The organism is Paenibacillus alba, from assembly GCF_013204855.1.
GTDB lineage: Bacteria > Bacillota > Bacilli > Paenibacillales > NBRC-103111 > Paenibacillus_E > Paenibacillus_E alba.
Genome location: NZ_JABMKZ010000021.1, coordinates 43290 through 65614, shown reverse-complemented (window position 1 = coordinate 65614; position 22325 = coordinate 43290). Strand labels below are relative to the sequence as shown.

Genomic DNA, 22325 nt, shown 5'->3' with positions numbered 1-22325 from the left:
TAATGATGAAAAATCAACAACTTGATGCAGTAATTATTGGCGGAGGACCCGCAGGGTTGAACGCCGCTCTAGTGCTGGGTAGGGCGCGAAAAAATGTAGCAGTGATTGATGAAGGTCGTCCTCGCAACGCGGTGACACGCAAGACTCACGGATTTCTCACCCGCGATGGAGTAAGCCCAAGTGAATTCCGGCAAATTGCGAAGGAAGAGATTAGCGCCTATCCCTCCGTGTTTTTCGTGGCGGATACAGTTGTGTCGATTGCGGGAACGGACGGACATTTTCAAATCGCGACTGCGCTTGGAAATACCTTTACATGCAAAAAACTATTATTTGCCCTCGGAATGAGAGATCGGCCACTGGACATTCCTGGACTTGCGGAGGTTTATGGGAAAAGCGCATTCGTCTGCCCGTATTGCGATGGCTGGGAATTAAGAGACGAGCCGCTTGTCATCATTAACAAAGGGGAAGAACTCATGCATTTCGCTCCAGTGATATCCGGTTGGACGAACCGCTTTACGATCTGCACGAACGGTCCTGACGAGCTGACGGATGCTCAGCGTGAGGAGCTCCAGCTTCATCAAGTACCTATGTTCGACTCGCCAATTCAGCGCATCGATGCAAGCGACGGGATCGTGAGGCAAGTCGTTCTTGAAGATGGTACGACGATTCCATGTCGAGGGATCTTTTTCAAGCCAGATTTGGTTATAGGATCTGACTTACCGCGAGCCATCGGTTGCCACATCACGGAAATGGGAACGGTTGCTATCGATAACATGGGCAAAACGAACATTCCGGGCGTCTATAGCGCCGGAGATGCGGCATCGCGAATGCATCAGGCTATTGCAGCTGCCTCTATGGGCGCATTGGCCGCCGCCGCCATGAACAATGAACTGAATGCAGAGGCTTGGAGGAAACCGAATGAACATGTCTGAGGCAAACGCGGCGTCAACATCGATCGACTTGAAAAACCTCAAGCGGGGTTCGATCATGTTTGCCCTTATCATTGGAATGTTCGTTGCCGCTTTAAACGAGACGTTAATGGGAAATGCTCTCCCCGAACTGATGAAATCGTTCGGAGTGTCCGCGGCAACGGTTCAGTGGCTGGCTACCGCCTTCATGCTCGTCGTCGGCGTGCTTGTTCCAGTGACGGCGGTTTTGCAGCAATGGTTTACAACTAGGCAGATGTTTCTGGCGGCGATGAGCTTGTTCTTCGTCGGCACGATCACCTCGGCAGTGGCGCTGGAATTCGGCGTGCTGCTGGTCGGGCGAATTATTCAGGCGATAGGCACTGGCATACTGCTGCCGCTTGCGATGAACACGATCATGGTGATGTATCCGCCGGAAAAGCGGGGAGTCGCGATGGGGATGTTCGGGCTCGTCGTCATGTTCGCGCCGGCGATTGGCCCGACCCTTTCTGGTTTGATCGTTGACGGGCTATCGTGGCGCTGGCTGTTCTATCTTGTGTTGCCATTGGCACTGATCTCCATTATCGTCGGAGCCGCCGTCCTGAAGAATGTGTCGGATATCACGAAACCGCGAGTGGACCTGTTGTCCATCGGGCTCTCGACGATCGGCTTCGGTGGAATCGTCTATGGGTTCAGCAAAGCTGGGGAACACGGCTGGTCAGAGCCGGAGGTGATCTGGACGATTGTGGCAAGTGGTATCGCTTTGATATTGTTCGTTTTGCGGCAGCTGCTGCTAAAGGAGCCCGTCATGGATTTACGGGCATTCCGGTATCCGATGTTCGCGCTTGTCGCGGTGCTGCTCTTCATGCTTATGATGACGTTTTTCTCGTCGGCGATCCTGCTTCCGATGTTTATGCAGGGAGTGCTGTTGTTGACGGCATTCAAGTCTGGCTTGATCCTGCTTCCCGGGGGGATTGCGAATGGGATCATGGCTCCGGTCTCGGGCAAGCTGTTCGATAAATTCGGACTGCCCATTCTTGTCATCCCCGGACTTGTTATTGTAGTCGTCTCGTTGTGGCTGTTAACTCGGTTCGACGAAACGACGGGTACCGGCTTTCTCGTCGCCGTGTACATCGCGATGATGATCGGTGTCTCGCTGGTGATGATGCCTGCACAGACGGCTGGGCTCAACCAGTTGCCGCGCCATCTGTACCCGCACGGGACGGCGATCTTGAACACGCTGCAGCAGGTAGCCGGTGCGATCGGCACTGCCCTGTACATCAGTCTCATGTCGGGTGGACAGAAAAATTACTTGAGAGGATCGAGCGACCCGCAGTCTCCAGCAGAAATAGTCAGAGGGCTTGCAAACGGCATAAACAACGCGTTCTGGGTCGGCGTTGTCATCGCGCTCGTTGCCCTCGTTATCGGGTTGTTCCTCCGCAAGGCGAAATCGCCGGAAACAGAAAATGAAGGGGCGGCATGATGAAGATAGTCGTCCGTCAGCATGCAACTGAACACTCTCGATTTGGCGGGACCCCATAAAGGAGATAAAGAAATGACGGAATTCTGGGAATCAAGTTTTATAGAGAAACAATGGATGTGGGGATATGCACCAACAGACTCCGCAATCGTGACAAAGGACTTTTTCCTTGAAAGGAATGTTAAGGATATCCTGGTGCCGGGTATTGGATATGGCAGAAATGCAAAGGTTTTTATTGACAATGGAATAAAAGTAACGGGTATTGAGATTTCACAAACAGCGATTGATTTGGCGAGGCAAAACGGGATTGATATTCGTATTTTTCATGGTTCAGTAACGGATATGCCTTTTGAAAACAAACTCTATGACGGTATATTTTGCTATGCACTTATTCACTTATTGAATAATCGTGAGAGAGAGAAGTTTATTAAAGATTGCTATAATCAGTTAAAGCCTAATGGATATATGATTTTTACAGCTGTTTCAAAAAAAGCCCCAATGTTTGGAAAGGGCAAACAATTGGATAAAGACTATTTCGAGATGATGGAAGGCGTGAAATTGTTTTTTTATGATTCTGACTCCATAACACAAGAATTTGAAAAATATGGACTGGTAGAGTTTTCAGAAATTGACGAGCCAAGTAAGGACATGAAAAATAAACCACCCGTACCATTTATAATTGTAAAATGTAAGAAAGAAGCATGGGTCCACTCTATACATGATTAAACGCAGAACGATTGAGTCATACAGATGGATGAGCAGGCGCTGCGGTGGCCTGCTCATTGAATTAAGCTACGAGCAGTATTGCAATAACGCCTATTGATAAAGAAGCGCTCGACACCTGGACCACTTGAAATCATATCACTAATTCTTCTCTCGTATGTTCGAATAGCATAGCTCCTCTGTCACTATTCCTCTTACTTAAGCAATGTGAGTGTCACCTCTAACGAATTATCAACAAACGATCGCTCTGGACGAGATTTCATGATTACGGTTAGTCCAATTAACGAAACGATTAGCGCCTGTGATAAAGCCTTCGCATTCACACCGATTGCAAGCTCTCCTGATTGTATACCTCGTTCAATGGCTTCTTGAAAGATGACCGATAGATACATTTGATGTTCCCTTGTAAGAATTTCAAATTTTTCATCATGAGGCGCAAGTTCGACCATCGTATTGATGCAAAAGCATCCTCGACTGCGATTCTCCGTATATTCCTCAGCGATCACTCCTTCAAAAAAAGCGCGAAATGCTTCTTTTACAGATGGATTTTTTTGCAATTTGGTTCGGACATGTGAAGCCCGGGACATCATATATTTGCGCAGCGCGGCTTCGAACAATTCTTTTTTGTCTCCAAAAGCTGAGTAAATACTTGGTTTCTGAATTCCCATTCTGGATGTTAAATCGCTTAATGAAGTTGCCTCATACCCCTTCTCCCAAAATAGTTGCATAGCTGCATCTAATACTTTTTCTTCGTCAAATTCGCGGGTTCGTCCCATAAGCAATACCTCTCGTAACTATTCATTTTAAATTCCGATCAGATGTAAATGCCTTGATTTTAACGTACCGATAAGTATGATAAATTATATAGTTTACCGTTTGTATTGTCAAATATAATTCTAGCTCATTCTAACTAGGAAGGATGGTTTCTGAAGATTCAACTCATTGTATTTATTTTTATCATTGACATCAAACGTTTCTATACGTTATATTTACCAGGCATTATTTGTACCGATCGGTACGATAAATAATCGATGTCAAAATTTAAGAGAGGTAAGGTGTGTACAAAATGGAGGAGGTTAAAGTTAGTTCTTCTATGACTCGCTATGTGACCCTATTGTTTGCGGTTGCCTGCGGGATGTCTGTTGCCAATATCTACTTCGCACAGCCAATACTCGATAATCTGTCGAGTGAGTTCGGTATTGAGCATTCATCCATTGGCATTCTCATTACCATTACTCAGATCTTTTATGCAGTAGGGCTGTTAATGCTTGTGCCGCTTGGAGATTTACTGAACCAGCGCCGGCTGATAATCGGTCAGATGCTCTTAGCCATGATCGCTTTGGTTATTGTTGGCACTGCATCATCCAGCACGGTATTATTCGCAGGTATGGCATTAGTGGGACTACTTTCCGTTGTGGCTCAGACTTTTGTGGCGTTCGCGGCGACGATGGCTGCACCTGCTGAACGTGGACGTGTCGTTGGCAGGATAACGAGCGGAATTGTGATTGGCATCCTTCTTGCTCGATCCATTTCAGGAATATTAACAGATTTTGCGGGGTGGCGTTCCGTATATTTGGTCTCCGCCGCGTTGATGTTTCTTATGGTTTGTGCGTTATTTAGGGTGATGCCGAATGTTGAGCGTAAGGGAACGTCGCTGTCCTATCCCCAGTTGCTTAGGTCGGTGCTTATGCTGCTCGTAAAAGAACGGTTATTACGCATCCGAGCTGTTCTGGCTCTGCTTATTTTTGCTGCTTTCAGCATTTTGTGGACGCCATTGGTACTCCCTCTTAGCGCGCCGCCATTATCTCTTTCACACACTGCAATTGGAGCGTTTGGTCTCGTGGGAGTTGTCGGAGCGTTAGCTGCAGCAAGAGCGGGCAAGCTAGCCGATCGAGGTTACGGACAGAGGACGACGGGCATAGCTTTGATCTTATTATTGATATCATGGTTGCTGATCAGCCGTACGGAACAGTCGTTGCTCGCATTGGTCATTGGAATTGTTCTTCTAGATTTGGCAGTTCAGGCCGTGCATGTCACTAATCAAAGTATGATCTTCTCATTAGGTACGGAGGCGCGCAGTCGGCTAGCTGCCGGGTACATGGTTTTCTATTCTATAGGAAGTGCTTCCGGTTCCATCGCTTCGACCCATATCTATGCACACTATGGCTGGAACGGAGTATGTTTGCTCGGGGCTTCCGTTAGTGCTTTAGCTCTTCTGTTTTGGGCTATGACCAACCGCGCAGTTATTAAAATTTGAATAGGAGAGATGGCCATGGAAATAGGTATTACTTCGTTTGTAGAAACAAAGCCGGATATTCAGACTGGTGAAGTGATGAGTCACGCACAGCGATTGCGTGAAGTTGTCGAGGAAATTGTGCTTGCTGATCAAGTGGGACTTGATGTGTTTGGCATAGGTGAGCATCATCGGAAGGACTATGCAGCATCTTCACCAGCACTTGTGCTGTCTGCGGCTGCATCACAGACGAAACGGATTCGACTGACCAGTGCAGTGACGGTGCTTTCTTCAGCTGATCCAGTGCGCGTTTTTCAGGATTTTGCTACGCTCGATGGTATTTCAAATGGACGTGCGGAGATTATAGCGGGTCGGGGTTCCTTTATTGAATCTTTTCCACTGTTTGGCTATGACTTGAATGACTATGATGAGCTGTTTGAAGAACATTTGGAATTGCTCCTTAAAATACGAGAGTCGGAAAAAGTAACCTGGAAAGGCGGGCATCGGCCAGCGATTAACAATTTGGGCGTGTATCCACGGCCCGTTCAAAATCCTTTACCGATATGGGTTGGCAGCGGGGGCAGACAGGAGTCTGCTATCCGTGCAGGTCTGTTAGGACTGCCGCTGATGTTGGCGATAATTGGTGGAAAACCGACGGATTTTGCACCGCTCGTGCAGCTATATAAGAAAGCGGCTGCGCACGCTGGTCATGATGAATCGCGGCTTAAGGTTGGGGCGCACTCGATAGGATTTGTTGGAGAGAATACTGAACGCGCTGCAGATACATTTTTTCCTTCTACCATGGCCGGTATGAATAGATTAGGCAAAGAGCGGGGCTGGGCGCATTATGATCGTTCAAGCTACGATGCTGCGCGCAGTTTTGAAGGAGCCCTGTATGTCGGCGATCCCGATACGGTTGCTCAGAAGATCATTCACCTTCGCAAAAACGTAGGGGTTACACGCTTTATGCTGTATGTTCCGTTAAGCACGATGCCGCATGCTCAAGTGATGAGAGCCATTGAACTGCTAGGAACGGAGGTAGCGCCCCGTGTTCGGGAGGAAATAACCAAGTGGGAAGCCGAGACGGAAAAAGGAAGATAAGGGACTGTCTCATAAGTAGATAAACCTACTTGAGGGACAGCTTTTTTGCTTTTTGATTGGGATTCGGAGAGGCTCGATCGTGCCTATACCAAACTTACTTTTACTATTCCATTACCGGCAGCTCGGATTGTACATTGTAACCTGACATAAACTGCTGTTATGCCCGTTCTGCGTGTGATCTTCTTTCATGCGTATGAATATGGCGTCCGGATCTATTTCACATAGCTGTTACGGGTCCTGATAATCTCTTGATTAGCCTCCTACTTTCTCTGACTCTAGCTCCAGTTTCTTTCTCTAAACCTGCAATTATGCATCTTTTTTGCTCTTGGAATAGCCAGAACTATTAAATTCCTGCAATTGTGCAGGCTTTTGAGGCTTTTTCTGAATTTACGGCTGAAAAAGATAAAGATGCCTGCACAATTGCAGGCATTTCCACTTTTTAATCGCATTCGCCCGGAAATTCCTGTATTTTCGCAGGCTTTTACACTCGGGTGAACGGATCTGATCTTGAAGCCCCTTCAGTCCACATGAAAGTAATCAACCCCATCATCTATCGACGCTTACCTACTAAAATTCGGCTTATGGGACAGCCTCTTCTATGTATGGGCAGCTTATCATAAATATATTGATACGTAGAGAGGAAAGGTATTTCCAAGAATTCATAGAAGTATTTTATGCTATAATACATTTTTATCCAAGACATCTTAGGAGCGCTGCAATAAAAACTCGAATCTACATATTACTATTTAGTGGAGGTGGATCATCTGGACTCTTTATTTGGAATGGTTTGGAGTATTGTTATCATTATTTCGGTATCCGCAATAGTTAGTATAGTCTTAATACGGCAAATAGCCACAAATGATTTGTTGCGTAGTATAGTAAAAGAGATGGGGTTAAGAAATCCTTTGGACGAAGATCTCCAAAAACTTGTAGCTCAAGGAAAAAAACGAAAATCAATTAGAAAAGCTCAAAAAATATATGGATTCACCGTAAGAGAAGCTGGAAATTATATAGGTTTACTGGGTGAAGGAAAACGATGAGGATTTCTATGGGTTCCAGTGTAGTAGTTGTAGAATACGATCCAAGTTGGGTTCTGTTGTTTGAGCAGTTACGAGACTTCGTACTTCCGGTTTTAAGCGATCTCAATGTCAGAATAGAGCACGTCGGGAGCACGGCCGTTCCAGGATTAGCAGCTAAACCAATTGTTGATATCGACGTTATTGTATCTAAGCAGGCAGACGTCCAGACTGCAATTCTAGGGCTTGCCACACTTGGGTACGTACATGAAGGCGATTTAGGAGCTGCAGGGTGAGAGGCTTTTATTCCTCCAGCTGGCATAACTTGGCATCACCTGTACGTATGCACGGTAGAAAACGACCAATATCAACGTCATATTATTTTTCGGGATTATTTGAGAACTCATCCTGAGGACGCTAAAATATATGGTGATTTGAAGTTGGAACTGGCACAACGATTTCACAATGACCGTGCCTCGTATACCAATGCCAAGAGTGAATTTGTTCAAAAGATACTGGCTCGTGCCGGATGGAAATGTCAACACGAAAGGGGCATTGAAGTGAGAATCACTGTCGCAACGGAACTAGACTACGATTACATTCGTGACCGAGATCATCATATTTTAGAGGATTTAATCTTGCCGAAGATTAAGGGAAATGAAATATATATGCTGAAGAACGAAGAGGAAACTAGTTTTGGATGGATCAGGTACGGATATTTCTGGGATAACACCCCTTTTATGAATATGATTTGGGTAGATGAACCATTTCGGGGCAAAGGTGTAGGCAAGCAAGCTGTTCTCTTTTGGGAAGACGAAATGAAACAAAAGGGTTTTAAATTGGTTATGACATCTACATTGGCGAACGAAGAGGCACAGCATTTCTACCGGAAATTGGGTTATAGGGATGCAGGGTGTTTGATGCTTGCAAATGAGCCGTTGGAAATCATGTTTACTAAAATATTGTAGATGGAGCTTGCGAATTGGGAAAGGAGATGAGTCCCATTTATAGGAAACTTTTGACATGGATGTTGGTCACAGCGATTGTTTTGCTAGCAGCGCCACAAAGTTCTTTTGCAGACCAGGAACTTGCTGCATCAAGTGATATGCCTTTTATTACGCTTCTAGACGAGTTTACTTTGTATGCATCGGAGGATACTAGAGCCGATGATGCTATAGGTGCTCTAAGCCCGCTTCAGTCTGTTCACTTAGCGCCTATTAAGAAAAGCATGCTGCTAAACATCATAAGTTTGGAAAAAGTTCAGGTTGAAACATGGCTTGGCAAGGCTTGGATTAATTTAAAAGAGGGATCTTATAAGTACGGCAAGTTAGTTGTCGAGAATCAGAATCTGACCTTGCTGGATAGGGAGACTCCTATTTATAAGGCACCTTCGAAAATGACGGATTATAAGCTATCCCCTCAGAAAGTTCAGGCAATTGCTTCTTTAGATGTGTGCGACCCGTATACGCCATGTCGGACTGAAGATAAGTGGTTTTTGATTCACACATCATGGCTTGGAGATAAATGGATTCGCCCTTTCGAATACGCTGAGAAATACAAAGGGGTTCCGGTTAAAGGCCTTGTACCTATTGCGCAGGAAAGCGCGGTGTATCTGTTCCCTTTTGCTGAGCCATTACAGAATGAAGCCAAACTGAAACCTCAATTGGCAAATGCCCTAACCAAATATATGATCACAAGTATGGCTGGTGCCAGTGTGTGGTATCAAGTTGATACGCCGCAAGGGTTAAGATGGATTTATTTGGATAGGGACTATGGACTTGGAATGGAAGGAATCGAAGCAGTCGATCGGACAATTGATCTTCCCGTGCCCTTCCAGTATTTCAAAACACCCTACAGCTACGCTGGGGTTTCAACGTCAGAAGAACCTCCGCAAGCCGTACATGCGATTGGCAAAATAAACGATTGGTACTTTACGCTGGCTAACGGCTCAGGAACTGGGGTATGGATCAATCCATCTAGGGAAGTTGCCTTACGGATGACTGGAGATTTCGAGAATGATCAAAAGTTCGGTGTTAAGAAGAGTCAGCTTAGCATTGAATTATCTCACACATCGATTGCGTTAGATGCGCCTTATGAGGATAGTGCAGCGTTGAACAATGCTTTGACCTTCTCTAAACAATTCGTCATGGCTTTACGTGAATGGACTTCTTATGAAGGACAAACGTGGTATTACATACACACATGGCAGGGATACAAATGGGTAAGACTTTAAACTTTAAACGAAAGCAATGGATATTAACCGATGAAAGACGGAGCCGAGCTGGTTTCGTCTTTTTCAAAATCGCGAATGATAATGAGAATTATTTTCAATTGTGATATGATAGGTTAATAGATGGGAAAGAAAGGAATGACCGATTTATGAGAATTAGCGACCATATCGTTTTGTGGAATCACGTTCTCATCAGAGTGATGGACGTTCGCCGTATGATGCTGGAGCCTGGCGAAGTCATGCGCGGATATCGCGTGCCGACAAGCGCTTTCCTTTATGTTACCAGCGGGAGCGCTAAGCTGCACATAGACGGAATTGAGAGCCGCATGCAGCGATTCCATGTTCTGCACGTAGGAAAAGGGCTTAGCCTTGACATTGCGGCTGTGGAGCAGCTGGAATATTTTATGGTGTTGTACAAGGCAACGTTGCCGCTTCCAAGCCGATATGAGCTGGTCAATCTGATGGAGCGCGAGAATCCGTTCCAGTTGCGCTATAGTTTGTCTCCTAAGTATCCGATATCTTGGCTGCAGAAGCTGGAGCATATGTATCAAATATGGCAGGCGCCCAGTCCGCTCGATAAATTCAAAGTAAAGACGCTATTCTATCAATTGCTTTACGAACTGGTCGAGCAGCTGCACGAACAAGGGGTCGACGTCATCCGTCCCGATCTCGTCAGTCAAGCAATCTATTATATGGAGGAGCATTATCAGGAAACGGTGACGCTGGAAGCGTTGGCCGAAACGCTGGAATGTACGTCCAGACAACTGCTCCGTCTGTTTAAAAATCAAATGAATACAAGCCCGATCGTGTATTTGATCGGGCTTCGGGTAAATAAGGCCAAGGCACTTCTCGTCAATACGGACAGAACGCTGAAAGAGATCTCTGAGAGTGTCGGCTACGCGGACAGTTATTATTTCAGCCGGATTTTCAAGAAGCAGGAGGGAATCTCTCCCCAAAGGTTCAAAGAGTCGTACGGCGGGGAATGGCGTCGAAATAATCCATTCCCGCTGTCGAAATATCCCATTGTGGAGGGGGGGCTTAGACGCTATAGTAGTAATGGTTATGAGAATCATTATCATTATAGAGAAGAGGGAGATTCACAGATGTATAAGAAATCAAAAGCCTGGATGACTGCCATGGTCGTCATCTGTTTCACATTACTGCTCAGTGCCTGTTCAACCGGGTCAACGGCAACCCCGACCACGACGAGTGGAGTGACGCCGGTCCCGGCCGCAAGCAGCTCTCCATCCGCTGCGGCCAATAAGGAAGCTGATGCCTCGCGGGTCATTAAACACGCGATGGGCGAAACGACGATTAAGGGCACGCCATCCCGAGTCGTTATTCTGACCAATGAGGGGACGGAAGCGCTGCTCGCAGTTGGCGTTAAACCGGTGGGAGCGGTTATGTCCTGGCTTGGGGAACCATGGTACGATCATATCAAGAACGATATGCAGAATGTAACAGTCGTCGGGGATGAATTGCAGCCCAATCTTGAACTGATTGCCAGCTTGAAACCGGATTTGATTATCGGGAACAAAGTGAGGCAGGAGAAAATTTACGATCAATTGAAGCAAATTGCTCCTACGGTGTTCGCGGCTGATTTGGTCGGAGATTGGAAAATTAATTTCAAGCTGTACTCGGAGACGGTAAATAAGAAGGATGAAGGCGAGAAAGTGATGGCTGCTTTTGACAAGCGGGTAGCGGAAGTGAAAGCGAAGCTTGGCAGCAAGGCAGCAACGAAAGTTTCGCTAGTGCGTTTCTCGGCGACGCAAGTGCGCATTTACCAGAAACAGACATTCGCCGGCGTGCTGCTGGGCCAACTGGGCATCGCACGTCCTGAGTCGCAGGAGAAGGACTCTTTCATCGAAGTTTTGAATAAAGAAAATATCGCCAAAATGGATGGAGATGTCCTGTTCTACTTCGTATCGGAAGCCAAAGGGAAGACAGATGCTGCGAGCGTAGTGAAGGAATGGATGAATGACCCGTTATTTAAAAACTTAAACGTTACGAAAGCCAATAAAGTGATTCAAGTAGATGAAGGAATTTGGAACTCCGCAGGCGGATACAAAGCGGCCAACCTGCTCCTCGATGAGTTGATCAAGTATTTCGATGTCAAATAATACGGCTGCCTTGCTTCACACACGCAAAAGCAAGATGATCGGATTGTCGGCGGGAGCTGTGTTTCTGCTTATGCTCGCCACAGCGAGCGTTTTACTTGGGGCGCATACATATACGCTTGGCGATTTGTGGATGAGTTACAAGCATTTCGACGGCTCGAACGAGCATTTGATTCTTCGAACGACCCGGGTGCCTCGGGTTCTGGTCGCAGCTGCCGTTGGTGCCTGTCTCGCAGTAGCCGGTGCCGTCATGCAGGTGTTGACGCGAAACCCACTGGCGTCCCCTTCCATATTCGGCATTAATGCCGGTGCTTCGTTATTCATCGTCATCGGGCTGGTCCTATTTGGATCGGCTCTTTCGATGAATGCGATGATTTGGATCGCTTTTGCGGGCGCGCTGTTCGTCTCGATCTGCGTCTACGCCATGGCGATGCGTGGCAGCTGGTTCGAGCCGATCAAGCTTACCCTGGCCGGCGCGGCGATGGGGGCTTTGGCCTCGTCGATCACGTCCGGCTTGATTCTAATTAACAAGCAGTCGCTGGATACGGCCTTGTTCTGGATGATCGGGTCCGTCTCCGGAAGGAAGTTGGACCATTTGCTGTCAGTAGCCCCCTATATGGCGATTGGTTTAGGCCTAGCGCTGTTTTTGGCAAGCTCTTTCAACATTATGGTATTGGGCGAGGACAGTGCCCGGAGTCTGGGTCAGCGGGTGACGCTCGTGCGGCTGCTGTCCTCGCTTGCCGTCGTACTGCTCGCCGGGAGTTCGGTCTCGGCGGCAGGCCCGATCGCGTTCGTCGGGCTGATCGTTCCGCATCTGTGCCGGGCGCTGATCGGCCATGATCACCGGTGGCTGCTGCCGTGCTGCGCATTAAGCGGAGCCTTGCTGCTCGTAGCGGCGGATCTTGCGTCGCGTTTCGTCCTGATGCCTAAGGAGGTACCCGTCGGTATCGCTACGGCGATGCTCGGTGTTCCCTTTCTGATCCATGCGGCAAGGAGGAAGGAGCATGGCTAAATTACGCTCGAGAAGATCGGCTTTGATCATTATCGGTTTATTTCTCGTGATGATCGTGCTTTCAATGGTTAGCCTCTCTGTTGGTAGTGTAAGCATCCCGATGAAGGATGTTTTCCGCTCGTTGATCGGACAGAATATGGGCAGCTCAGAGCTGATTCTGCTGAAATTCCGGCTTCCGAGAATCCTTACTGCGATCCTGATTGGGGCGGCGCTGGCCGTATCAGGCGCCCTTCTGCAGGGGGTGATTCGGAACCCGCTCGCTTCACCGGACATTCTGGGCGTCACCGGAGGCGCATCGGCAGCGGCTGTTGCTTTCATGACACTGTTCACCGGCTACAGCATTCATTGGGTTCCGGTTATTGCGATGGTGGGCGCGCTTCTCGCGGTGCTGATCAATTATACCCTTGCTTGGAAGCAGGGAGTGTCGACCTACAGGCTGGTGCTCATCGGCATCGGCCTTTCTACCGCGCTGGGGGCGCTCACCATGTTCTTGCTCATTAGCGGTCCGGCTTATTTGGCGGCTCAGGTGTTGAATTGGATGACAGGCAGCATCTACGGGACAAGCTGGAAGTACGTGCAGGTCATCTTTCCATGGATTGCCATCTTTATCCCGCTATCCTTCGTGTATGCGAAGGAGTTGACGATTCAGACATTAGGCGAAGCGACGGCTATGGGGCTTGGCAGCCGGCTACAGGCTACCCGAGTGATCGTACTGCTCTACAGCGTAGCACTTGCCGGTGCGGCTGTTGGGGTGGCAGGGATGATTTCGTTCCTCGGCCTCATGGCTCCACATATCGCCCGCAAACTCGTAGGCAATTCATATTCGCTCATCATTCCTGTTGCGGCTTTAACCGGCGCGATTCTGCTTCTGTTGGCTGATTTGGCCGGGCGTATGCTGTTTATGCCGCTTGATATACCGGCTGGGGTATTCACGGCAGGCATCGGGGCCCCGTTCTTCCTTTATTTATTATTCAAGCGCAAGCCGATTCGTTGACAATAAAGAATGAGTTTACACGCAAAAGGACCGTCAGGATGTTTTCCTGACGGTTTTCCCTATGTGCAAATGAATGGAAAGCAGAAGTCTCCCCTTTTTTTTGAGAAGGGCTTCAGAGTGATAAGCTGGTTTCCTTGTATTAATTCCAATGCAAGTTAGTTTGAAGAGCTTGAAGGACGATTTCACTGGATAAACTCCAATGCATAATCTAAAAAGTAAGTATTTTGAGCTTTTAATGAGTATTTCATTGGATTATTTCCAGTGTAAGCTGGCAAAAAACTCTTTGACGGCTGATTTCAGTGGACAAATTCCAATGAGAAGAATAAAGCAGGGCCCCGATCTCTCTCGGAATTGGCCGATCAGCGAGGCAATTCGATTCATTTTGCAGGCGAAAGGAACATCTCCGTAAGATCTTGAATGATCTTGCTTCTACCAATAGGGGTCCAGCTCATGAGAAGCCAGTTCGGAATATAGTGCGTTTGTTGGTTGGCAACAGCAGGAATTGAGCTCCACGCAGGAGTCTGTATGAGTTGCTTAAATAAATGATCCGATTCCGGATGATTAATATGTTTGATAATAAATAAGTGCTCGGTCTTAAGACTTGGGAATTCTTCGACCAACATTTCATCGCGCATTTTGGTAGGAGATACCGCATTGCCTGGCTTCATGCCAAGCTCGGCATACAGCAATTCATTCAACGGATGGTTGACAGCTCCCTGAATACGAAGCGCATGCGGAACAACCTGCATGACGGTAACACGTGCATTCCCGATCGATTTGTCCAGCGAATAGCGGGCTTCTGACGTTTTTTCATCTAGCTGATGGAAGGATTGCGAGGCTTCTTTTTCACGTCCGACCAACTCGGCAATATTCATGTGTGTCAGACGCCAGTTAAGATGATGATCTAGGACAACTGTAGGAGCAATCTGTTTCAATACCTCAAATAAGGATTTATGAAAGTAGTCGGCGATGATAAGATCAGGCTTCACAAGCCTAAGTTGTTCCAAGGCTGACGTTAATCGCAAATTATAATCAGCGTCATTCATCCATGGATATCGGTAGCAATCCACCCCGGCAGCTGGATTCAGTCCTATAGAGGCTAAATTGTTGTGAAATCCAGTACGCGAAGCCGAAGCGATTGTAAGGCGTTCTCTTTTAATATACAACGTGGGTGAGTAGCCAACAGCTTCTTTAAATAAGCGACTGAAATAATACTCACTGCTGTAACCGACGCTACTAGCTACTTCTTTAATGGAACAGGAGGGTGTCAACTGATCTTTGGCATGTTTGATCCTTACACGATTTAAATAATCAGTAAAGGAAATACCTGTTGCGCGCTTGAAGCTGCGACAAAACGCATTAGGAGTAAGCATCGCGATGTCTGCCAGTTTTTCGCGTGTAATTTTTTGGTGGTATTGTTGATGAATATAGGCAATACAGGCGTCTATCCCATGTGTGGGAAGCTGTGGAGATTCTTTTTTTGTCGTATCTGAAATGAGGAAGTGAAGCAGACCTTGCAGTTGCAAATCGGGATCTGTAGCCCCATTCCCATCGTCAGCCCCAATGGGATGGATCAAATGATAAAGATCAATGATTCTTTGCTGTACTTGATCGGGATTACGCGAAGTCAAAGGTCCTGTGGGCAGTCCTTTCAGTGAACCAGAAGCACTCTTGAGCGTCCATTGTTGTCTGCGCCTCATCGTTGTCACAGAATGGATAATGACTTGGTAATACTGGGTTTCTGCATCCATGGTTTCTATGCCAATTTTTGTACCAGGACTGAAATGAAATAGTTGATGCGGCTCATAGGAATGCGGCACATCGTTAATCACGATCGTTCCGCTTCCTTTCGCAATGAGGCAGAGCATAGAAACATGGACAGTTCTAGTTCGTTGCAAGAAGGGCTGCAATCGCCTCAATCTGCGGATGGAAGAGAGCATATGGAGGGTATGACTTTTAGGGGAAACATGATGAAATGATGTGGCAGGCAAAATATTCTCACCCTCTCGCTAGCATTTATGAGTTTACTGGTAGAATTGTGCATCATATCGGATATTTCAGGTCATGGACGGTCAATAACGCTTGCTTTAGACTAATAGATGATAACAAGAATCATTATCAATACAAAAAGGGAGAGAGAAATCATGATTCGGCAAGGTACTAGAAAACATACAATGGGGCTTCTTTTCATCATTTTATCACTTATTTTGGCGGCATGTGGCGCAGGAACACCCACAACATCTTCACAGCCCACAACAAACGCAGCTGGCGCTGCAGCAACAGAGAAGGCAACTCCAGCAGTTAGTACACCCTACACGGTTAAACATGTTATGGGGGAAACGACGGTTAAAGGTAATCCGCAAAGAGTTGTCATTTTGGTTAATGATGCCGTGGAGGCTGCTCTGGCACTTGGCATCAAACCAGTTGGGATGGTTAAAGCATGGGGCGTACAACCTTATTATGACCATTTGAAGGACAAATTGGAAGGTGTGCAGATTGTCGGAGATGAAAATCAGCCAAATTTGGAGGCGATCGCAGCGCTCAAGCCTGATTTAATTATCGGCAACAAGCTGCGTCAAGAGAAAATATATCAGCAATTATCGAGCATCGCGCCTACGGTTTTCTCGGAACGAACCAATTCAGACTCGCTGATCAACTTCAAAATTTATGCAGGAGCATTGAATAAGAATGAAGAGGGCGAGAAGCAGTTGGCTGCTTTTGAAACCAAAGTGAAGGATCTTCAGCAAAAACTAGGTGACAAAACAAATACCAAGGTTTCGTTGGTTCGCTTCTATTTGGAGGATAAAGTAAGGGTTTATTATCAAGATACATTTGCTGGCGGCATTCTCAAAAAAATTGGTCTCAAGAGGCCCGCAGCGCAAGATAAACCTACATTCGCCGAGATTATAGGGAAGGAGCGTATTCCAGAGTTGGATGGTGATATCATGTTCTATTTTACACTGGAAGACGATAAAGGGATGACTGCCAAAACCGAAAAAGCTTGGCAGGAAGAAACGCTTTGGAAAAACTTGGACGTCGTGAAAAAAGGAAAAGCGATCAAAGTGAACGATGGCATTTGGAATTCCTCAGGGGGCATTATTTCCGCCAATCTGATGGTCGATGAGTTGTCGAAGTATTTATTAAAATAAAAAAAGTTGGACAAACCCGTAATCTGGTCGAATGACTTGGCTACGGGTTTGAATTTCGTTTATACGGAAGGGAACGTAAGATGATACTTCGAAGCAATTCAGCCAGAATTACGGGGCTAGTCGTTGGTTTGGGCATAGCGGCAGCTCTGTTCCTCAGCAGCAATGTGTATGGCTATACCGATACATCATGGTCTACATTTCTTGCTGCATATTTGCGCTTTGATGGAACGAACGCACACGTTGTTATACGCGACATCCGATTGCCGCGAGCGTTAATCGCCTGCATCGTGGGAGGGGCTTTGGCGACAGCGGGAACGTTGATGCAAGCCTTAACGAGGAATCCTATGGCTTCGCCAGGCGTTCTCGGAATCAATGCGGGAGCGGGCTTCTTCATTGTTATCGGATTTTCTGTGCTCTCGATGACTTCGCAGCTCGAATTCATGTGGCTCTCGTTGCTGGGTGCCGCGGTTGCAGCTGTTGGGGTTTACTTCATAGCCGCTGTTGGTCATGAGGGCATAACGCCGCTTAAACTGACGTTGGCCGGAGTCACCTTGTCCGCTTTATTCACCTCATTCACCGCCGCAATTCTCGTATCGAATGACAGTGTTTTGGATAATATTTTTCTATGGATGGCGGGATCCGTGGAAGGACGCAAGCTTGAAGCCATATTGCCGGTGCTGCCCTTTTTCTTGGCAGGCGCCATATGCGCGCTGTTTCTTGGCCAGGCGATGAATGTTATCTCTGTCGGCGAGGATGTTGCCAAGGGCTTAGGGCAGAACACCCTGCGTGTCAAGATTGTCGCGCTAATTGTCATTGTGCTGCTTGCTGGTTCCTCTGTGGCGATTGCCGGGCCTATTGGCTTTGTCGGCTTGATCATTCCACATGTTGTACGGGGGATTGTCGGCATTGATCATCGCTGGGTGATTCCTTACAGCATTGTATCGGGCGCTTCGCTCTTGCTGGCTGCGGATATCGCAGCTCGCTTCGTTGCGTACCCGAAGGAAGTTCCCGTTGGCGTTATGACAGCCATCATCGGTGCTCCGTTCTTTATTTATTTGGCAAGAAAGGAGTATGTTGCGAAATGAGTCGCTATGTCACTTTTCGCTCTGAGCGATTGCGTATATCCTTTTTAATGGAAAAGAAACGAATGGCAATGCTTTTTGTAAGTATGCTGATCCTCTTGATGCTTTCGATCATAAGTATAGGTGCGGGAACACTCTATATTTCGCCACTGCGAACGGTGCAGGTGCTATGGGGTGGTCCTCATGGAGAGGCGATGGAATCGATTGTCATATGGAACTTCCGGCTGCCGCGGCTTATCATGGCTTGTTTGGCAGGGATGGCTCTCGCATTGGCCGGAACGATCATGCAAGGCGTTGTCCGCAATCCGCTGGCTTCTCCGGATATTATCGGGATTACAAGCGGTGCAGCGATGGCCGCAGTGTTGTTTCTTGCTATCTTCAGTCTCAAAACGAGTATATTTCTTATGCCAGTGTTTGCCTTTGTAGGCGCTTTGGTAGTTGCGGTATTCATCTATCTGGCCGCTTGGAAAAAGGGGATATCGCCATCTCGTATCATTTTGGTCGGACTAGGCGTATCTGCTCTCCTTGAAGCTCTGAAGACGCTTTTTCTCATCTTCAGTCCGATTGCTGTGCTCAGTCAAGCCAAGGTTTGGCTTACAGGTACGGTATACGGCGCCAACTGGGATACGGTTCTCTATTACTCACCTTGGCTGATCCTATTTGTGCCGATTCTGTTTACGCTAAGCAGACGTCTGAATATTCAGGTGCTCGGCAATGAGCTGCCCATCTTGTTGGGGGGGCGTTTGCAGCTTCAACGTTTTGCGCTGATCTTCACAGCAGCAGGGTTAGCGGGATCGGCCGTCGCTTTTGTCGGCAGCGTTGGCTTTATCGGTTTGATGGCGCCGCATATCTCGCGCCGAATCGTTGGTGGTTCGCATGGCATTCTACTCGTCTGCTCTGCAGTGATGGGGGCCATTCTGCTCGTTGCTGCTGATCTCGTAGGACGCACCTTATTCGCGCCGCGAGATATCCCAGCTGGCGTGTTCACTGCGGTGATTGGGGCGCCATTCTTTTTATACATGCTAATCAAAGTAAAAAGGCAGCAAGGCTAGCCGAAACGAAGACATGGAGGACAGAAGGAGGTTTAATGATGATCAAGTCTGCACTAACCGCGCAGCAGCTAACGCTCCGGTACGGAGAAACAATCATTATGGATACGTTAAACTTACATATTCCGCACGGGCAGATTACTATTCTGATTGGGAGCAACGGTTGCGGCAAGTCTACTTTATTGCGTTCATTCGCTAGATTGCTGCAGCCTGCACAAGGTTCGATTCTTTTGAATGGCCGCGAAATTGCCCGGCTCTCGACCAAGGAAGTAGCCAGACAGATGGCCGTGCTGCCACAGGGACCTGTTCTGCCAGAGGGTCTAACCGTCTTGCAGTTGGTACGACTGGGGCGGTATCCGTATCAGAGCTTATTTCATCAATGGTCCGAGGAGGATGAGCTTCAGGTGCAGAAAGCGCTTTTGCTAACTCACATGAGCCATCTGATGGATCGCGATGTGAATTCGCTTTCCGGGGGTCAACGGCAGAGAGCTTGGATTGCCATGACGTTAGCACAGGATACGGAGATTCTGCTATTGGATGAGCCGACAACCTATTTGGATGTAGCCCATCAAGTTGAAATCATGGATTTGTTATTTGAACTGAATCAACAGGAGCAGCGTACCATTGTCATGGTGCTGCATGATTTGAATTTGGCCTGCCGGTATGCGCATCATATGATCGCTGTTCACAATAAAGGGGTTCATTCTCAAGGAATGCCGGAAGATATCGTAACCAAAGAGATGATTCGCGAGGTGTATGGGATGGAGTGTGAAATCGGCGCAGATCTATTATTTGGTACGCCAATTTGTATTCCGCATGGGAAGGGGCGCAAGATTTCGCCTAAGGGGAAGAGGCAAGAGCTTAATATTATTTGACAATAATTTTGATGATGATTATCATTATCAATGTAAAATGACACTACCAGTTGAATGACATAGAACCTTGTTCTTTGCTTGTGAACATCGGGGAATTGAAATAAGAGTATGACCTACTATTAGGGGGTATAAGTGCTATGATTATCAAGAAATTAAAACTTACTGTTGATTCTCATGTCCATAACTCCACTGTCAATGAGAAACTGGACTCCCTGCACATTATGATACTAAAAGAGGTCTCCGCCTTGGATTTATCTGAAAAGGTCGTTATTACTTGGGAGAGTACGGTAAGCGCTCATGTAGATAGACCAGAGCAACGAAATACGAGGACAGCAGGGGTGGGGATAGCCGATCGTCCCAGCGATCATCCGCGCCGTAAGCTGAGTGAGCGACAAACACAGGTTGCTGAGCTGCTATGCAATCATTACTCGGTGAAAAAGATTGCCAGTATCCTGTACGTGTCCGAAAATACGGTCAAAAAGCATGCCCAAAATATAAAAAAAGTATTGGAAATTGATCAATCCCGCACTGATTTTATTTATACACTTAAACAGATGATTGACCAAGATTAGCGAGGTCACATTCGCAATAACTCTAAGCCTCCGCGCGTTCTAAGCAACATTAGAAACGTGCGGAGGCTTTTTTGTGTTTGAGAGTGACTCCCTGTTCCGTCGTGTTACCACAGATGCTTCGCGGGAGGGAACTAAAGTACGCTATTCTAGCCAAATTGCAGGGATACGATGGCAATAGTGGAACTACAGGGTCTTATTTCCATGAAAAGCGCTTAATTTCCCACCAAACAGCAAAATAACGCACTGTAGTTCCCCCAACCTCACCTTAAACCCACTTTTGGCTAGAATAGCGTCCTATAGTTCCCTCCCTCATAGAATCCCGTTATTGGATTCGTCGCTTTGAAGAGGCTCATCTCTTTTGGCGGTGAAGCCGTTTCTCTTTCTACCGTAATCTATTTAGATAACCAAAATCATCCAAACAGACCATATATAAGGCTAATTAAACATGATATCATTTGTCTAAGTGATAATCATTATCAATTAGTAAGCCGATAGGTAACCGATTTCACTTGAAAATACAAGGTGAACGGGAGGAAGTCTCTTGAAACAATGAATGACAGGATGTCAATTAATATGATCGGAGATTGGAAAGTAAGTTTTCGGCTACTCTGGGGCAGCCATTTCTTGTCCGTGTTGAGTTCAATGGTTATTGCTCCACTGCTTCCCTTCTATATAGAGCAGTTAGGTGCAGACGATCAAGCATCCATATTAATGTGGAGCGGTCTAAGTCTAGCGGCTCCTGCCGTATCGGCTGCGCTGACAGCACCATTATGGGGGCTGTTGGGAGATAAAACCAGCCGCAAGTGGATGGTGGTGCGAGCCCTCTTTGGCACTGCTCTCGTACTTACGGCAACAGGGCTGGTCACAAGTCCACTTCAACTGTTTATCCTGCGGCTGCTGCAAGGGGCTTTGGGCGGCGTCGTTGATGCCGTCGGTACATTGGCAGCTTCCCAGGTAAAGCCTGAGGAACAGGGGCTTGTGCGCGGCAAGCTGGAAGGAGCGCTGGCTGCTGGTTCTATGCTTGGCCCGCTGCTCGGAGGGACGATGTTCAGATGGTTTGGTTTCCATCGTTTATTGCTGCTGTTGGGTGGATTGGTTGCCCTATGGACAATCCTCTGCATGATAGGGTTGAAGGAATCGCGGACTAATCGAGGATCGACTGTAAAGTCAACAGGCCTCATGGGACAGTTCAGCGAATTGCTGCGAGAAAAGACGGTCGTTAGATTCTTGCTTGCAGGGATATGCGCCAATTTCTGCTTGCATGGACTTCTCCCTGTTCTGCCCGTGCATGTGAAACAGCATCTTAACAATCCTTCTCAAACCGCGGCTTGGATCGGCATTCTACAAGCGATGAATTGGGCGTCAGCTTGGATAGCCTCCTCTTGGTGGGGAAGGAGAAATGATCGGAGTCCGGTTCATCGGACGTATTTCCTGGCTTCACTACTATGCTGTACAGCGATTGTCATACAAGCATTTGCCCCAAGTATTGCTTGGTTCATTCCATTAAGAATCCTGCAAGGTTTTGCTTCAAGCGCATTAGTTCAGTCTGTTTTTCTTATCGTTACACGAAGCTCTCAGAGCGATCAGTTGGGAACCAGACATGGACTTACAAGAAGCACGCTGTTTATTGGTCAAATTGCGGGTCCGCTGGCAAGCGGCTTTTTTGGGGGATTCATCAGTACGTCTTTCATTTTTACGCTGCATGGCTGCATGATGCTGGCAGGAGGTTTCCTGGTTCTGCGAATGACTACACGCAAAGAGATCAGGTTGCAATCATCCAATTAGGT

The 22325-nt window shown here is 47.2% G+C and carries 18 protein-coding genes and 1 pseudogene; 17 read left to right on the top strand and 2 right to left on the bottom strand.

All coding sequences use genetic code 11. The annotated features are described in order from the left end of the window. Positions 1-5 precede the first annotated feature (5 nt). The 3 genes from HQN90_RS23425 (at position 6) to HQN90_RS23415 (ending at position 3111) form a co-directional block, all read left to right on the top strand. A complete protein-coding gene (locus HQN90_RS23425; RefSeq protein ID WP_173223270.1) occupies positions 6-932 on the top strand; it encodes an NAD(P)/FAD-dependent oxidoreductase in 927 nt (308 codons plus the stop codon). Continuing rightward, positions 925-2388 (top strand): MDR family MFS transporter, encoded by a 1464-nt coding sequence (locus tag HQN90_RS23420; protein ID WP_420851076.1) that lies wholly within the window; start codon positions 925-927, stop codon positions 2386-2388. Before HQN90_RS23425 ends, HQN90_RS23420 begins: the two co-directional genes overlap by 8 nt. Before the next feature lie 72 nt (positions 2389-2460). After that, positions 2461-3111 carry a class I SAM-dependent methyltransferase gene (locus HQN90_RS23415; RefSeq protein ID WP_173223169.1) on the top strand — a complete coding sequence of 217 codons (651 nt, stop codon included), beginning with the start codon at positions 2461-2463 and terminating at the stop codon, positions 3109-3111. A gap of 191 nt (positions 3112-3302) precedes the next feature. Here the strand turns inward: HQN90_RS23415 and HQN90_RS23410 are convergent, their stop codons facing one another. Beyond that, a complete protein-coding gene (locus tag HQN90_RS23410) occupies positions 3303-3884 on the bottom strand; it encodes a TetR/AcrR family transcriptional regulator (protein ID WP_173223167.1) in 582 nt (193 codons plus the stop codon). Between the two features lie 290 nt (positions 3885-4174). Here HQN90_RS23410 and HQN90_RS23405 point away from each other — a divergent pair, with 290 nt between their 5' ends. The 8 genes and pseudogenes from HQN90_RS23405 (at position 4175) to HQN90_RS23370 (ending at position 13811) form a co-directional block, all read left to right on the top strand. Continuing rightward, complete coding sequence (locus HQN90_RS23405) at positions 4175-5365, top strand: MFS transporter (protein ID WP_173223164.1); 1191 nt, start codon at positions 4175-4177, stop codon at positions 5363-5365. A 15-nt stretch (positions 5366-5380) separates the two neighbouring features. Then, positions 5381-6442, top strand: a complete 1062-nt coding sequence (locus HQN90_RS23400; RefSeq protein WP_173223162.1) for an LLM class flavin-dependent oxidoreductase — start codon at positions 5381-5383, stop codon at positions 6440-6442. A gap of 1036 nt (positions 6443-7478) precedes the next feature. After that, positions 7479-7970 (top strand): annotated as a pseudogene (locus tag HQN90_RS38910) (GrpB family protein); the annotation flags it as partial. A 48-nt stretch (positions 7971-8018) separates the two neighbouring features. Next, a complete protein-coding gene (locus HQN90_RS23390) occupies positions 8019-8426 on the top strand; it encodes a GNAT family N-acetyltransferase (RefSeq protein WP_173223268.1) in 408 nt (135 codons plus the stop codon). Positions 8427-8440: 14 nt separating this feature from the next. Beyond that, positions 8441-9691 (top strand): hypothetical protein, encoded by a 1251-nt coding sequence (locus HQN90_RS23385; protein ID WP_173223160.1) that lies wholly within the window; start codon positions 8441-8443, stop codon positions 9689-9691. A gap of 146 nt (positions 9692-9837) precedes the next feature. Further along, positions 9838-11808, top strand: a complete 1971-nt coding sequence (locus tag HQN90_RS23380; protein ID WP_173223158.1) for an AraC family transcriptional regulator — start codon at positions 9838-9840, stop codon at positions 11806-11808. Next, positions 11798-12817, top strand: coding sequence for an iron chelate uptake ABC transporter family permease subunit (locus HQN90_RS23375; protein ID WP_173223156.1), 1020 nt, complete (start codon positions 11798-11800; stop codon positions 12815-12817). The genes HQN90_RS23380 and HQN90_RS23375 overlap by 11 nt, the downstream gene beginning before the upstream one ends. Continuing rightward, entirely contained in the window at positions 12810-13811 is a 1002-nt protein-coding gene (locus HQN90_RS23370) for a FecCD family ABC transporter permease (RefSeq protein ID WP_246362795.1), read from the top strand. The genes HQN90_RS23375 and HQN90_RS23370 overlap by 8 nt, the downstream gene beginning before the upstream one ends. Before the next feature lie 377 nt (positions 13812-14188). On the opposite strand, the gene HQN90_RS23365 is transcribed toward HQN90_RS23370, so the two are convergent. Beyond that, entirely contained in the window at positions 14189-15709 is a 1521-nt protein-coding gene (locus HQN90_RS23365; protein ID WP_173223152.1) for a helix-turn-helix domain-containing protein, read from the bottom strand. A gap of 246 nt (positions 15710-15955) precedes the next feature. Here HQN90_RS23365 and HQN90_RS23360 point away from each other — a divergent pair, with 246 nt between their 5' ends. The 6 genes from HQN90_RS23360 (at position 15956) to HQN90_RS23335 (ending at position 22323) form a co-directional block, all read left to right on the top strand. Beyond that, complete coding sequence (locus tag HQN90_RS23360; RefSeq protein ID WP_173223150.1) at positions 15956-16960, top strand: ABC transporter substrate-binding protein; 1005 nt, start codon at positions 15956-15958, stop codon at positions 16958-16960. A gap of 80 nt (positions 16961-17040) precedes the next feature. Next, positions 17041-18045 carry a FecCD family ABC transporter permease gene (locus HQN90_RS23355; RefSeq protein WP_173223148.1) on the top strand — a complete coding sequence of 335 codons (1005 nt, stop codon included), beginning with the start codon at positions 17041-17043 and terminating at the stop codon, positions 18043-18045. Then, entirely contained in the window at positions 18042-19094 is a 1053-nt protein-coding gene (locus HQN90_RS23350) for a FecCD family ABC transporter permease (protein ID WP_173223146.1), read from the top strand. The genes HQN90_RS23355 and HQN90_RS23350 overlap by 4 nt, the downstream gene beginning before the upstream one ends. Before the next feature lie 41 nt (positions 19095-19135). After that, positions 19136-19966 carry an ATP-binding cassette domain-containing protein gene (locus HQN90_RS23345; protein ID WP_173223266.1) on the top strand — a complete coding sequence of 277 codons (831 nt, stop codon included), beginning with the start codon at positions 19136-19138 and terminating at the stop codon, positions 19964-19966. 137 nt (positions 19967-20103) lie between these two features. Next, positions 20104-20538: a response regulator transcription factor gene (locus tag HQN90_RS23340; protein WP_173223144.1), complete on the top strand. Its 435-nt coding sequence runs from the start codon at positions 20104-20106 to the stop codon at positions 20536-20538. Positions 20539-21111: 573 nt separating this feature from the next. Continuing rightward, complete coding sequence (locus HQN90_RS23335) at positions 21112-22323, top strand: MFS transporter (protein WP_173223142.1); 1212 nt, start codon at positions 21112-21114, stop codon at positions 22321-22323. Positions 22324-22325: the final 2 nt, after the last annotated feature.

Coding starts and splice junctions, on each gene's coding strand:
- HQN90_RS23375 (WP_173223156.1), top strand. CDS start 11,798: ATGTCAAATAATACGGCTGCCTTGCTTCACACACGCAAAAGCAAGATG.
- HQN90_RS23380 (WP_173223158.1), top strand. CDS start 9,838: ATGAGAATTAGCGACCATATCGTTTTGTGGAATCACGTTCTCATCAGA.
- HQN90_RS23350 (WP_173223146.1), top strand. CDS start 18,042: ATGAGTCGCTATGTCACTTTTCGCTCTGAGCGATTGCGTATATCCTTT.
- HQN90_RS23335 (WP_173223142.1), top strand. CDS start 21,112: ATGATCGGAGATTGGAAAGTAAGTTTTCGGCTACTCTGGGGCAGCCAT.
- HQN90_RS23340 (WP_173223144.1), top strand. CDS start 20,104: ATGATTATCAAGAAATTAAAACTTACTGTTGATTCTCATGTCCATAAC.
- HQN90_RS23400 (WP_173223162.1), top strand. CDS start 5,381: ATGGAAATAGGTATTACTTCGTTTGTAGAAACAAAGCCGGATATTCAG.
- HQN90_RS23420 (WP_420851076.1), top strand. CDS start 925: ATGTCTGAGGCAAACGCGGCGTCAACATCGATCGACTTGAAAAACCTC.
- HQN90_RS23370 (WP_246362795.1), top strand. CDS start 12,810: ATGGCTAAATTACGCTCGAGAAGATCGGCTTTGATCATTATCGGTTTA.
- HQN90_RS23425 (WP_173223270.1), top strand. CDS start 6: ATGAAAAATCAACAACTTGATGCAGTAATTATTGGCGGAGGACCCGCA.
- HQN90_RS23405 (WP_173223164.1), top strand. CDS start 4,175: ATGGAGGAGGTTAAAGTTAGTTCTTCTATGACTCGCTATGTGACCCTA.
- HQN90_RS23410 (WP_173223167.1), bottom strand. CDS start 3,884: ATGGGACGAACCCGCGAATTTGACGAAGAAAAAGTATTAGATGCAGCT.
- HQN90_RS23415 (WP_173223169.1), top strand. CDS start 2,461: ATGACGGAATTCTGGGAATCAAGTTTTATAGAGAAACAATGGATGTGG.
- HQN90_RS23360 (WP_173223150.1), top strand. CDS start 15,956: ATGATTCGGCAAGGTACTAGAAAACATACAATGGGGCTTCTTTTCATC.
- HQN90_RS23355 (WP_173223148.1), top strand. CDS start 17,041: ATGATACTTCGAAGCAATTCAGCCAGAATTACGGGGCTAGTCGTTGGT.